A 12,539-nucleotide genomic window follows, 5' to 3' on the forward strand; every position below is an offset into this window, starting at 1 on the left:
CATCTATCTATATTTAAATTAAGTTGCTCAAAAAAATCCCGAATTTACATTCGGGATTTTTTATTAAACACGTCAAAGTTTAAGCCTTAGCCTCGCTTGAACTTCTTCTCGGCTTTCTTAAACTTCTGCACATAACGACGACGACGTGCGGCTGTGCGTTCATCCACTTGTGACTTACGTCCTTCAAATGGGTTTTCAGAAGTTTTAAATTCAATTTTTACAGGCGTACCTTCTAGCTTATAAACTTTACGGAACACGTTTTCTAAATAACGACGGTAATCTGCAGGTGTTTTATCGACCTTATTACCATGAATCACGATGGTTGGCGGATTCTGTCCACCCATGTGTGCATAACGCATTTTAATGGCGCGACCTTGCACTTTAGGTGGATGGTGTGCATCTGTTGCGTCATTCAAAATTTGCGTCAATTTGGCAGGTGACACTTTTAAGTGCGATGACTCATACGCACGGTGGATAGATGGATATAAGTCACCCACGCCTGTACCATGCAAGGCAGAAATTAGGTGGATTTTTGCCCATGGAATAAAGTCAAAACGACGCTCAACATCTAACTTACATTGTTTGCGATCATATTCGGACATATTGTCCCATTTGTTAATCGCAATCACCATGGCACGCCCTGCTTCAAGTGCGTAACCAATTAAGTGCAAATCTTGCTCGACAATACCATCACGTGCATCGACCACAATCACCACCACGTGTGCATCTTTCATGGCTTGCAAGGTTTTCACAATCGAGAATTTCTCGATCATTTCATCGACCTTACCTTTACGACGCACACCTGCAGTATCAATCAAGGTGTATTTACGTTCGTTGCGCTCAAACGGAATATAGACTGAGTCACGTGTCGTACCTGGCTGATCGTATGCCACTACACGTTCTTCACCCAATAAACGGTTAACCAGTGTCGATTTACCCACGTTTGGACGTCCAATAATGGCTAAACGCAAACCTGTGTCTTGATCATGTGCATCTGGGTTTTCATCTTCAGGAACATCTGCCAAAACGTCTTCCAGCATTTGCTGAACGCCTCGACCATGGCTGGCAGCCACTTGCAATGGCTCGCCCATACCCAGTTTAAAGAACTCAACCAAAGCGGCTTCGGCATGTACGCCATCTACTTTGTTCGCCACCAAGAATACTTTTTTGCCCAAAGTACGCAATTCACGCGCAATTTGCTCATCCGATGCCAACAAGCCTGCACGTGCATCGACCACAAAAATGATCATATCGGCTTCATGGATGGCTGTTTTAGATTGTTCAGCCATGTAAGAGTCGATGCCACCTTCACTTTCGCCAATACCGCCAGTATCGACCACAATGAAAGATTTATTTTGATAGCTTGCATCACCATATTTGCGGTCACGTGTCAGACCTGCAAAGTCGGCAACAAGTGCATCACGGCTCTTGGTGATCTGGTTAAACAGCGTTGATTTTCCGACGTTCGGACGACCAATGAGCGCAATTACGGGTTTCATAGATTAACCTTTATTCAAGATCAGTCAGTTTCAATGGTCTGTACATCCGAAACTGTGGAAGAAAGAACAGAGTATGGATGTTGGGTTCAGCGTTGCGACCACGCAAACGACAGAGAGAACATCGACCACTCTATTAAATAAAAACACGGGGCATTGATGATTCAATTACCCCGCGTAAAAATACGGACAACTATTTTAGCATAAAAGTCAGAACAAAATTAGCGGTTCTGCCAAACGCTTAATGCGCCCTTTTGCGTTGCGACATAGAGTTGATTGTCAATTACACGCAATGAACGGACTTCGCCATTGGTTTTTGAACGTCCAACCAGTTGCCCTGAACTTGGATCAATGAGGTGTAAGACACCATCTAAATCACCGACCACTAAATATTGTCCAAACAATACAGGATTAGATAAACGACGGTTGAGTAAACTGTCATTTTCCCAAAGTGCTTGTCCTGATGTGATTTCATAAGCTGCAATTTTGCCATCTGCAGTGCTGACAAATACACCATTCCCCGCCACTTCTGGGCGTTTGGTACTGCTTGCGTCTTCACTCCAAATCACTTGTTGTGAAGCTAAGTCCAATACAGTGACCTGACCTTGATAGCTTGTGGTCACTAAGAATTGACCTGCAACCACAGGGTCGCCATCAATATCATTTAAGCGTTGAATATCTGAACGGCCTTCACTAATAGCAACACGACGCTGCATACGTGGTACGCCTGTAACAATATCCAGTGCATAGACATAGGCATTTGCAGAAGCAATCAGCACAGTACGTGAATCGAGCGCAACGGGTGCCGCCATGCCACGTAAGCTAAATTGTACGTTTGGTAAATTGTAAGTCCAAACCAATTGACCTGTTTCGGCATTGTGTGCATATACCGTGCCGTCATTACTTACAGTCACCACACGACCTGCCTGAATTAACGATGGTGCAAGAATTGCTCCTGTTAACTGTGCAACCCACTTTTGTTCACCTGTTTGCTGATCTAAAGCAAACAATTGACCTTTGGCATTTCCTGCAACCACAATGCCTTCAGCAGCATTGACACCTGCCGTTAAGCCTTGCTTAGACACTTGTTTTTGCCAAAGACGTTGTTTGCCTTGATAGGCAGCCATCTCACCTTTAGGATCAACAGTATAAATTACACCGTTTTCAGCATCCAATTGCAGGCGCAATGGATCGGCTGCTGTAGTCGATGCAACGCTTTGTGAAAATACAGGAACTAGACTTTGAGCTTGCTCAAGTTTTGGCAGTGGATTTGGCTTAACTTCTGCAACTTTAATTTTATTGGTGGAACACCCCGCCAAAGCAAGGGTTAAAACGGTCAGTGCAAACGGTATTTTATACTTTCTATTCATTAGCTCTCATCCACTTGTGTTTCTAATACTGGGCGTTCAATTTCAGGATCATCCACCAAAACACCAACACTTTCGAGTTTTATTTGTAAAATTTGACGTTCTTGTTTACGTTCCACCAAAGTATCCCATGCACTTTGATACGCTTTTTGGGCATTTTCACGGTCATTTTTCGCGACATAAACATCGCCACGCGCTTCATCTGCAGTCGCTTTAAATGCAGGATCAGTCACCGCGGCCAAACTTTGAATAGCTTCATCGTATTTCTTTTGCGCCAACTGTGCATAAGCCAAACGCAACTTAACCAATTGCACTAAGCCTTGGTCTTTTACTTTAGAGTTTTCAACTTTCTTTAAGGCTTTTTCTGCGGCAGCAAAATCTTGCTGATCGTAAGCGAGTTTAGCCATTAAGAATTGAGTTTGAATAGCTTGCGCAGAATCAGGGGCTTCTTTCACAATTTTATCGGCAGTTGCAGACAATTGACTGAAGGCATCTGGATTGCCTTCTGCTGTACGTGCATCATCCATCAGTTGTTGCACTTTAGCAGTATTCATTTGCTGCTCTGCCAAGGTTTTTTTCTGCCAATATTGCCATCCGAAAAAGGCAATCAACGCAATTAAAATCCCGCTAATCATGGCTGAACCATATTTTTTCGCAAACGATTTTAAACTATCAAGTTGTTCGTCATCACTCAATGCGCTCATTGGATTACCCTTTTCCTTATGTTATTTGGCTTATTGTGAAGAAAATTTTTCAATGATGAAAGGCACAATTTTGGTCACTGCAACAGTCGTTTGCTCAGCAGTTGCCAAGGTTTTCACTGCCAATTGCTGTGCTTCCGCTTCGCGCTCACCAAAAATCAAGGCATAGATTGCACCTGATTGATCGGCTTTTTTCATTTGGCTTTTCATTGAGCCTTGTGAACCAACTTTTAAGCGAATCTGGCTGCCCGCTTGTTCGAATTGGTCACGAATTTGCTCAGCTAAAACCAACGCCTTGCCTTGAGTTGTTGGATCTGCCAACAAGAATACTTCACAATCACGTACAGGCGTATTGTCTTCGACTTGTTCAAGCAACAACAATAAACGCTCAATGCCCATGGCAAAGCCCACGGCAGGTACGGACTGATCTGCCTTACCCTTCAACTGCCCAACCAAACCATCATAGCGCCCGCCTGCACAAACTGTGCCTTGCGAACCTAAATGCGTGGTTGTCCATTCAAAAACGGTTTTATTGTAATAATCTAAACCACGTACCAGTTTTTGATTAATCACAAACTCAATGCCTGCATCGGTTAAATACTGCTGTAATTGGGCAAAGTGATTCAGCGTATCTTCACCCATAAAATCATGCAATTTTGGAGCATTTTCTAGGATGCTTTGCGTTTTAGCATCTTTCGAGTCCAAAATACGCAGTGGGTTAGTACTTAAACGACGCTGTGAATCTTCGTCTAAATCGGCTTTGTGCGCTTCCAAAAACTCAACCAAAGCGGCACGATACGCTGCGCGCTCATCCGACTCACCCAGCGTATTCAACTCTAAGCGAACTTTATCGGCAACGCCCATACGTTTCCATAAACGCGCAGTCATTAAAATAAGTTCGGCATCCATATCTGGTGTTGCAACGCCAAAAGTTTCTACACCAAATTGGTGGAATTGACGATAACGACCTTTTTGCGGTTTTTCATAACGAAACATTGGGCCGATATACCACACGCGCGGTGTCGCACCACGTAGCAAATTGTGCTCTAACATGGCACGTACACAACCTGCAGTTCCTTCAGGACGCAAAGTCAAAGACTCAGGCGGATTACCCTTGTCTAAGAATGTGTACATTTCTTTTTCAACAATATCGGTCGCATCACCAATTGAACGCTTAAACAAATTGGTTTGCTCAACCATTGGCAAACGAATTTGTTGATAACCATAAGCATCCATTAAAGATGCTAAATGTTGCTCTAGACGTCTCCACGCAGGTGTTTGCGTTGGAAGAATGTCATTAAAACCTTTAATTGCAACAATTGAACTCATGACTTACTCAGAAAAATTTGTACGAATAATCTCTTTAGATTTAGCTTGTTCAAGCTCTGTAACACGCTGACGAACCATGCTTTCGATTTCATCAACGAGTTGATTGGTATCAATTAAATGGCTCTTTTCACCATTACGATAAACCAATGAACGCGGACTTGCGCCCACCACACCAATATCAGCTTCTTTAGCTTCGCCCGGGCCATTCACTTTACAACCAATGACCGATACATCCATTGGAGTACGAATATCTTCCAAACGCTCCTCCAATGCCTGCATTACAGAAATGACGTTAAATTCCTGACGTGAACAGCTTGGGCAGGCAATAAAGTTAATCCCGTTAGAGCGTAAACCTAAAGATTTTAGAATATCAAAACCGATTTTAACTTCATCTTCAGGTTCTGCCGCAAGTGAAATACGCATGGTATCGCCAATGCCTTCCATGAGCAGACCGCCCAAAGCAATTGCAGATTTTACGGTACCTGTACGGTAAATACCTGCTTCAGTTACGCCCAAATGTAATGGATTATCAATTTGTTGTGATAACAAACGATAAGCATCCATGGTTAAAAACACATTCGATGCTTTGACTGAAACTTTAAATTCCTGAAAATCTAGACGGTCTAAAATATCAATATGACGCATGGCAGATTCTAGCAATGCTGCGCCTGTCGGCTCGCCATATTTTTTCTGAATATCTTTTTCTAGCGATCCCGCATTCACACCAATCCGCATAGAAATATCATGATGTTTGGCAGCAGCTACGACTTCACGAATTTTAGCTTCCGAACCAATATTACCCGGGTTAATCCGCAAACAGTCTGCACCCGCATCAGCAACTGCCAACGCAATTTTATAGTCAAAGTGAATGTCTGCCACCAACGGCACAGATACTTGCTTTCGAATTTCACCAAATGCAGCTGCGGCTTCCATGGTCGGTACAGAAACACGCATGATGTCTACGCCCGCATCTACACAACGCTGAATTTGCGCCACGGTTGCAGCAACATCGCAGGTTTCCGTATTGGTCATACTTTGGATGCTAATGGGCGCATCACCACCCACATAGACAGAACCCACACGAATTTTACGGGTCGGACGGCGTTGAATTGGATTTACAATCATGATATCGCTCTACCTTGCTGCATTATCGAGATAAACGGAATTCTGCTTTTCCGTTCACAGTATATGGCGATAATGAAATCGACTCATTGTTCAAACTTAATGACACAGCAGTCGCATCATCTAAGCGAATTTGAAATGGGGCTTCGCCTTGTAAATTTAAAGTAGAGGCTTGACGTCCTGTCGCTAAAACATTGCCAGCAGAGTCAACAATATGCACTGAAGTTGGACGAGCAAATTGCAAATTCAGCTGATCGCCCGAAGCAAGTGCAGGCGTGCTGCCTGTCGCATTGTCAGAAATGATTTGCACATCGGATTGCAGTACTGCAATTTCAGGTTCTGCACCCTCTTGACCAGACGACATCCAGTTTTGAATTAGCGCGACCAATGCCCACAACAACAGCAATACCGCCACAATCACAGCGATACGTGTGAGCCACTTTTTATTGCGATCGCGGTTAGAGCCTGGCAGTTTTCCCATAATTTTGATGGGTGAATTGTTCAAGGCGTGATTTGGCAACAACCCTGTATCGTTGGCATAAATTTCATCAAAACGCTGAATAATGGCTGAAGCATCGACCTGTAAATATTTGGCATAGGTACGATAATAACCTTTAATAAAGGTCGCTTCAGGCAAAGCGGTATATTCGTCTTGCTCTAGCGCCATCAGCGTTTTTAATGGAATTTTCAAATCTTTTGAAACATCATCCAGTTCGCGTTTTTGATTGACGCGAATTTGACGAAGGTACTCACCTGGACGTTGAACATTTCCTAATGCATGGGGTACAGGCGTTGTCCCCTGTGTGGGTTGCGGTGAATTAGGATTTACTTCCATACGGCCTCAGTACTGTACTGTAATTGCAAATAACGTTGGTATTCTTGGCTATTGGGAAATAATGCACGCAGCTGGTTCACTAAAACCTGAGTTCCCAATTGATCGCCATTGGCACGTGCTAAACGAATCCCAATCCATAAGGCACGCGCACCCTGATTTTTTTGCCCCACAGCACGTACAAATTGTTCATACAGCTGTCGTGCGGGTGCAAATTGTTGTCTTAAATATAAAATTTCCGACAACTCTAACATTGAAACATAAGAATCGCGATTGGCTTGCAAGGCTTGTTTGAATGACTTTTCAGCATTCTCTACATCGCCTAATTTCAAGTAAATACGACCTACATTTTCCAATGCTCTAAAGCGCTGATCATAACCCAGCGTTGCACCTGCAATGCTGAGCTGCTCAATCGCATCATTATAGCGTTCTACTTGATATAAATACGTACCATAGTTGTTACGCGCTTGTGCATTTTTGGGGTCAGCGGCAATGGCACGCTTAAAATATGCATCGGCTTTTTCTAAATTCAGCTTGCTACCTTCTTGTTGCAGCAACACACCCATCATCATATTGGCGGTGGAATCACGTGAATCACTTTCCAGCGCTTGATCAAGTGCGCGTTTGGCTGAGTCTAAATCGCCATTTTTTAAGTATTCTGCTGCCAACTGCGTACGTACTTGCACCGCTTTTTCAGGGTCTTTTTGCCCTAAGGTTGGAGCTGTGGTTTGACAAGCTGCAGCAAAAATTGCCGAAATACAAACAGTTGTAATTTGTGCGATTTTAAATACAGGCTTATTCAATGGACATCCCCTTTGCGTCTTCGTTCGATGCAAGTTACTTATCTATAAAAGTCATTATCCTTGCGAGCGTATGATTTCATTTTGCGCTGCAACTTTCTTTTTCCACTGTTCGGCACGGCGGGTGCGGTCTGCCACTTGTCCGACCAATTGCCCACACGCGGCATCAATATCATCACCACGTGTCTGACGAATCGTACACACAAAACCTGCATCAGACAAAGTTTTTTGGAAAGAAATAATTCGATTTCGGCTTGAACGTCCATACGGAGCGTGCGGAAATGGGTTAAATGGAATCAAATTAATCTTGCTTGGTAGGTTCTTGAGTAGCTTAATCATTTGCTGCGCATGTTCAGGATGGTCATTCACTCCATCTAACATCACATATTCAATAGTCACGTGTTTACGCGCACTTTCATTGCCATCTTTTCCAATATAACGCTGACAAGCTGCGATTAATTGTTCCAATGGATATTTTTTATTGATTGGAACAAGTTCATCACGCAGTTCGTTATTGGTGGCGTGCAAAGAAATTGCCAAAGCCACATCAATATCTTGTGCCAATTGGTCAATTTTAGGTACAACACCCGAAGTCGATAAAGTCACACGACGCTTAGACATGCCATAAGCAAAGTCATCTAGCATAATGCGCATGGCGTTCAAGACGGCATCGTAATTCAACAACGGTTCGCCCATACCCATCATCACCACGTTGGTCACAGAACGCTCACGTTCAATCACAGGCACATCTTCCATATAGGAATAGTTTGCCATCCACAACTGACCAATAATTTCGGCTTGGGTTAGGTCACGCTGAAAACCTTGTTTACCCGTAGAACAAAATGAACAGTCCAGTGCACAACCTACTTGCGATGAAATACACAGGGTTTTACGTGAGCCAGTTTTGTCTTCGGCAGGAATCAGAACGGTTTCGACCAATGAGCCTTCACCATCACCCACACGGAATACCCACTTACGAGTACCGTCTTTAGAATAATTTTTATGCACCACTTCAGGCGCTTTAATTTCACAAATCTTTTCCAGTTTTTCACGTAACTTGCCTGAAATATTGGTCATTTCAGCAAAATCTGTAACAAAAAACTGGTGAATCCATTTCATCACCTGCCCTGCACGGAATTTCTTCTCGCCTAAATCTTCAAAGAATTTTTCCATTTGTGGACGTGACATGCCAAGGAGATTCACTTTCTCTGCAGTCGCAGACTGTGCAGGAGCGGACGCAGATGCTTGCTGAACATCTGTTGCAGATGCAGCGAGGACTTCTGTACTCATGTGTGTATACCTAAACCATGTCTAAAGATGAAAGGAGAAGCTCAAGAGGTGAGCAAAGGTTTATTCAGAAAATAAAAATCGGAGAATAAAAAACCAGATAAGCATAATAACACTTATCTGGTTTGAATACTGCGTATTAACGAGTACGTGGGCAAACTTCAGTTTGAGCAAAGAAGTAGTTTACTTCACGCTCTGCAGATGCAACTGAGTCTGAACCGTGAGCAGCGTTTTCATCGATGCTTACAGCGAAATCTGCACGGATTGTACCAGGTGCAGCTTCTTTAGGGTTTGTTGCACCTAAAATTTCACGGTGAGCAAGAACTGCGTTTTCACCTTCAAGAACTGAAACAACGACTGGACCAGAAGTCATGAACGCAACTAGGTCACCAAAGAAACCACGTTCTTTGTGCTCAGCGTAGAAGCCTTCAGCTTCAGCTTGAGAAAGGTGTTTCATTTTAGTCGCAACGATTTTAAGACCAGCTTTTTCGAAACGAGCAAAGATGTCACCGATGTGGTTTTTAGCAACAGCATCTGGTTTTACGATAGATAAAGTACGTTCAATAGCCATGATTGGCTCCTTAAGTCAATGTTGACGCGAAAATTTTGCCGCATTATACCGAATAATGGGCTATTTTCTGCTTTTGATGTGTAAAAAAATTGCTTTTTTCGATATGAAGCGCATTGTGCAGGACCTTGATCGGCAAATCAATCTTGCTTCACACCGCTAGATTAACGTGCTTCGTCAATCCACGCCATTTGAATGGCTTCTAAGATGCCTTCAGTCGATTTTTCGGGATCATCTTGAAACTCTGGCAAAGCACAGACCCAAGCGTGCAAATCGGTAAAACGAATCCATTGCGGATCGACATCGGGATGCGCCTCATATAACTCAATGGCAATGTCGATGCTGTCCGTCCAACGTAAACCCATGTGTATTCCCTATTCTAGTCAAGACAGCGACTACTTTAACAAATTTCGCATGGGCTGCCTGCCATTACTGCACTGAATTTTCGATTTGGTTTTATCCAAGCTTATAAAACAATATTTACATAAGGTGCAGCCAAAATAATCGCACTCGCCACTGAACCGCCAATCATCGCCCCGACTGCCACATCACTCGGATAGTGCAAGCCTAAAATCATACGGGAAACGGCCACCAAAATCGTAAAGGGCAACATCAACATCAACAATACTGGCTGGATATAACCCAAAACCGTTGTGGTCATGACTGCATGCAAAGTGTGACCTGATGGGAAGCTAAAATGATCTAAGGGACGTTCACCCAAACGGATCACTTGGTGTACCTGATACGGACGTGGACGGACGGTTTTTTGTTTTAAATATTTATAAATACCTGTGCCGACAGATCCGCCTAACAACAGATAAATAATTTGTAAACTATAACCAATGCCCTGCATCATCCATGCACTTGCGAGCATGACATACCAGAACACACCATCGCCCAAACGGCTAATAACTTTAAAAAATTGTGCCACCCGCTGAGAGTGGGAAAAATGGTTAAGATACAAACAGCCTTTTAAGTCGAGATCCAGCATTCTTATTTTTGCATTTTTAAACTTCATCAGTTCTCTCCTCTTTGGCGTATAGCTAAGATGGCATGTGTAGCTCCTTCGCCACCAGATATAACGCCTGCTCAAATTGTTGGACTGGATACTGCCAGCCAATATTTAAAGTCGCTTTGCGGGCGTGTTCGCCCATCTGTCTAAGGGTTGTAAGATCGGGAAGTCGGTGGATATGACCGACCAAATCTTCTGGCTGACCGAGTGGACTCAACCAGCCTGTTTCATTCGGTTTTAGATGTAAACGTGCGCAAGCATAGTCATAAGCAATGACAGGCAAGCCACTCGCCATAGCTTCTAACACGACATTGCCAAAGGTTTCGACCTGACTGGCAAAAGCAAACACATCGGCACTGGCATAGGCTTGTGCAAGTGCTGTGCCACTTAAACTACCTATAAAAATGATATCTCCCTGAGCGTTCATGGCTTCTAAACGTTCACGGTCTGGCCCATCTCCAACAATCACCAATTTCACAGGCTGTTCGGTATTTTTTGGCATACGCTGATAGGCATTAATAATAAGATTGACTTCTTTTTCAGGTGATAAACGCCCTACATACAACATCACCCGCGTATTTTCACTCGCACCCCAGCTTGCTCGCAGTTGGGTAGAACGAAAATCTGGTGAAAAATATTCAACATTGACACCACGCCCAACCACCACCAAAGGCCCTTGCACACCAAACTGACGCAATGATTTTTCAGTATGGCTACTTGGCACACACGTCAGCGAGGTATTGTTATGAAACCATTTTAGATAGTGCTGAATTGGCTTGAGTAAAAATGCCAAATCGAAAAAACGGCTAAAATCTTGAAATGCGGAGTGAAAACCACTTGATACTGGAATATTTTTTGATTTTGCAATATGTAAACTGGCAAGCCCTAAAGGGCCTTCAGTGACGATATGCACCACATCAGGTTGAAACTCATCTAAAGCCTGCGAAAGTTTAGACCACTGCGGCCAGCCAAATTGTAAATTATGATATTTAGGAATGGCTTGTGCTTTTACCAGACATTCTTGATACGGTTGGAATTGAGTGCAGGCTTGTTTTTGTTCAGGGCGAATCAATAAAATTTTGTGTCCAAGTTCCTGCAATCCTTTGCAAAGCTGCAACAGTGAACGTGCCACACCATTAATTTCAGGTGGCCAAGTTTCTGTTACAAGGGCAATTTTTAAACGTGGGCGGACAAGGTCTGAGAGTTCAGAGGTAGGCTGGCTGCTTTTTTGTTTTTGATCTTGTTTGAAATGAAATTTAAATGCATCGCTGTAACGCTCTAATTTACTGCTCTGCTTTGCCAATACATTGCTCATCGCCTTTTTGCTCAATTCTTATTTTATGCTTGCTAGCATAGAGCAGCTGCATTGCAGTAATATGATGCTTTGGTGACACATTTGTCATTTTTTTAACAACTCGATGATCGCCTATACCTAGTTTTGCACACATAGTTTTATGTATAAATTTAATGTAAATCGTTTGCTGTCATTCACCCTAAATAGATAAAAAAAGCAGATATTGGATACCTGCCTGCTGAATATCTTGTTTGCTGAATACCTGATCTGCTGCACATCGAAGCCCTCTAAAAAAGTAAATTAATATACAACTCATCGGTATAACGACCTGCTGGCGTTGTCAAACTCGGTTGTTCATCCAAGCGTACCGCGACACTGTATTTATGTCCTGTCGTAGAAACATGCCCTGCGATGGGCGTGTTCCACAGATTTGTTTTTGCTCCCATAATACTCATACTGGTGCGTAAACGGTGTGTGCCATTATTCACAAAACTGCTGCCATGTTTGTCACGTAAATTACGACTACTGAACTGAATGCTATAACCTCGATCACAGCGCACATTAAAACTGGTTGCAGTCTGGCTACGGTATTGTGAGCTCATTTGCAATAAAGATTCACTGACCGAACCAATGGTGCAAGCCTGTGCAGGAAAACAAATCCAGCATCCACACAGCACTAGACTTAATTTTTTTACCATCCCTAATTTTTTCATGTTCTCATCCTCAATCAT

Annotated in this window: 13 protein-coding genes; all 13 read right to left on the reverse strand. The window is 43.2% G+C overall.

Features of this window, described 5'->3' with window-relative positions; translation table 11 throughout:
• Nucleotides 1–86 precede the first annotated feature (86 nt).
• On the reverse strand, nucleotides 87–1,499 hold the full coding sequence (der, locus tag VF675_RS06425; RefSeq protein WP_154320373.1) for a ribosome biogenesis GTPase Der: 1,413 nt from the start codon (nucleotides 1,497–1,499) through the stop codon (nucleotides 87–89).
• Nucleotides 1,500–1,717: 218 nt separating this feature from the next.
• Complete coding sequence (bamB, locus tag VF675_RS06430) at nucleotides 1,718–2,866, reverse strand: outer membrane protein assembly factor BamB (protein ID WP_004975105.1); 1,149 nt, start codon at nucleotides 2,864–2,866, stop codon at nucleotides 1,718–1,720.
• Nucleotides 2,866–3,567, reverse strand: a complete 702-nt coding sequence (locus VF675_RS06435; protein ID WP_096901519.1) for a YfgM family protein — start codon at nucleotides 3,565–3,567, stop codon at nucleotides 2,866–2,868. The genes bamB and VF675_RS06435 overlap by 1 nt, the downstream gene beginning before the upstream one ends.
• Before the next feature lie 30 nt (nucleotides 3,568–3,597).
• Complete coding sequence (gene hisS, locus VF675_RS06440; protein ID WP_004975101.1) at nucleotides 3,598–4,893, reverse strand: histidine--tRNA ligase; 1,296 nt, start codon at nucleotides 4,891–4,893, stop codon at nucleotides 3,598–3,600.
• 3 nt (nucleotides 4,894–4,896) lie between these two features.
• Nucleotides 4,897–6,018: a flavodoxin-dependent (E)-4-hydroxy-3-methylbut-2-enyl-diphosphate synthase gene (gene ispG, locus VF675_RS06445; RefSeq protein ID WP_004975100.1), complete on the reverse strand. Its 1,122-nt coding sequence runs from the start codon at nucleotides 6,016–6,018 to the stop codon at nucleotides 4,897–4,899.
• Between the two features lie 22 nt (nucleotides 6,019–6,040).
• Nucleotides 6,041–6,850 carry a helix-turn-helix domain-containing protein gene (locus tag VF675_RS06450; protein ID WP_004975098.1) on the reverse strand — a complete coding sequence of 270 codons (810 nt, stop codon included), beginning with the start codon at nucleotides 6,848–6,850 and terminating at the stop codon, nucleotides 6,041–6,043.
• A complete protein-coding gene (gene pilW / locus VF675_RS06455; protein ID WP_373683867.1) occupies nucleotides 6,841–7,629 on the reverse strand; it encodes a type IV pilus biogenesis/stability protein PilW in 789 nt (262 codons plus the stop codon). Before pilW ends, VF675_RS06450 begins: the two co-directional genes overlap by 10 nt.
• 75 nt (nucleotides 7,630–7,704) lie before the next feature.
• Entirely contained in the window at nucleotides 7,705–8,937 is a 1,233-nt protein-coding gene (gene rlmN / locus VF675_RS06460; RefSeq protein ID WP_004975094.1) for a 23S rRNA (adenine(2503)-C(2))-methyltransferase RlmN, read from the reverse strand.
• A gap of 136 nt (nucleotides 8,938–9,073) precedes the next feature.
• The gene (ndk, locus tag VF675_RS06465) at nucleotides 9,074–9,505 is read right to left on the reverse strand and encodes a nucleoside-diphosphate kinase (RefSeq protein WP_004975092.1); all 432 of its coding nucleotides are present in this window, start codon (nucleotides 9,503–9,505) and stop codon (nucleotides 9,074–9,076) included.
• 161 nt (nucleotides 9,506–9,666) lie between these two features.
• Nucleotides 9,667–9,867 carry a Fe-S cluster assembly protein IscX gene (gene iscX / locus VF675_RS06470; RefSeq protein ID WP_004975089.1) on the reverse strand — a complete coding sequence of 67 codons (201 nt, stop codon included), beginning with the start codon at nucleotides 9,865–9,867 and terminating at the stop codon, nucleotides 9,667–9,669.
• Nucleotides 9,868–9,968: 101 nt separating this feature from the next.
• A complete protein-coding gene (locus VF675_RS06475) occupies nucleotides 9,969–10,520 on the reverse strand; it encodes a phosphatase PAP2 family protein (protein WP_004975087.1) in 552 nt (183 codons plus the stop codon).
• A 25-nt stretch (nucleotides 10,521–10,545) separates the two neighbouring features.
• Nucleotides 10,546–11,829, reverse strand: coding sequence for a glycosyltransferase family 4 protein (locus VF675_RS06480; RefSeq protein WP_440204958.1), 1,284 nt, complete (start codon nucleotides 11,827–11,829; stop codon nucleotides 10,546–10,548).
• A gap of 266 nt (nucleotides 11,830–12,095) precedes the next feature.
• Nucleotides 12,096–12,521, reverse strand: coding sequence for a hypothetical protein (locus tag VF675_RS06485; RefSeq protein ID WP_004975083.1), 426 nt, complete (start codon nucleotides 12,519–12,521; stop codon nucleotides 12,096–12,098).
• Nucleotides 12,522–12,539: the final 18 nt, after the last annotated feature.

This window comes from Acinetobacter sp. Lyrl_1 (assembly GCF_051948795.1).
In the GTDB taxonomy this organism is placed as follows: Bacteria; Pseudomonadota; Gammaproteobacteria; order Pseudomonadales; family Moraxellaceae; genus Acinetobacter; species Acinetobacter towneri.

Excerpts from the sequence above, each read along its gene's own strand:
- bamB (WP_004975105.1), bottom strand. The coding sequence starts at position 2,866 with ATGAATAGAAAGTATAAAATACCGTTTGCACTGACCGTTTTAACCCTT.
- iscX (WP_004975089.1), bottom strand. The coding sequence starts at position 9,867 with ATGGGTTTACGTTGGACGGACAGCATCGACATTGCCATTGAGTTATAT.
- hisS (WP_004975101.1), bottom strand. The coding sequence starts at position 4,893 with ATGAGTTCAATTGTTGCAATTAAAGGTTTTAATGACATTCTTCCAACG.
- rlmN (WP_004975094.1), bottom strand. The coding sequence starts at position 8,937 with ATGAGTACAGAAGTCCTCGCTGCATCTGCAACAGATGTTCAGCAAGCA.
- ndk (WP_004975092.1), bottom strand. The coding sequence starts at position 9,505 with ATGGCTATTGAACGTACTTTATCTATCGTAAAACCAGATGCTGTTGCT.
- der (WP_154320373.1), bottom strand. The coding sequence starts at position 1,499 with ATGAAACCCGTAATTGCGCTCATTGGTCGTCCGAACGTCGGAAAATCA.
- VF675_RS06475 (WP_004975087.1), bottom strand. The coding sequence starts at position 10,520 with ATGAAGTTTAAAAATGCAAAAATAAGAATGCTGGATCTCGACTTAAAA.
- VF675_RS06485 (WP_004975083.1), bottom strand. The coding sequence starts at position 12,521 with ATGAAAAAATTAGGGATGGTAAAAAAATTAAGTCTAGTGCTGTGTGGA.
- VF675_RS06435 (WP_096901519.1), bottom strand. The coding sequence starts at position 3,567 with ATGAGCGCATTGAGTGATGACGAACAACTTGATAGTTTAAAATCGTTT.
- ispG (WP_004975100.1), bottom strand. The coding sequence starts at position 6,018 with ATGATTGTAAATCCAATTCAACGCCGTCCGACCCGTAAAATTCGTGTG.
- VF675_RS06480 (WP_440204958.1), bottom strand. The coding sequence starts at position 11,829 with ATGAGCAATGTATTGGCAAAGCAGAGCAGTAAATTAGAGCGTTACAGC.
- VF675_RS06450 (WP_004975098.1), bottom strand. The coding sequence starts at position 6,850 with ATGGAAGTAAATCCTAATTCACCGCAACCCACACAGGGGACAACGCCT.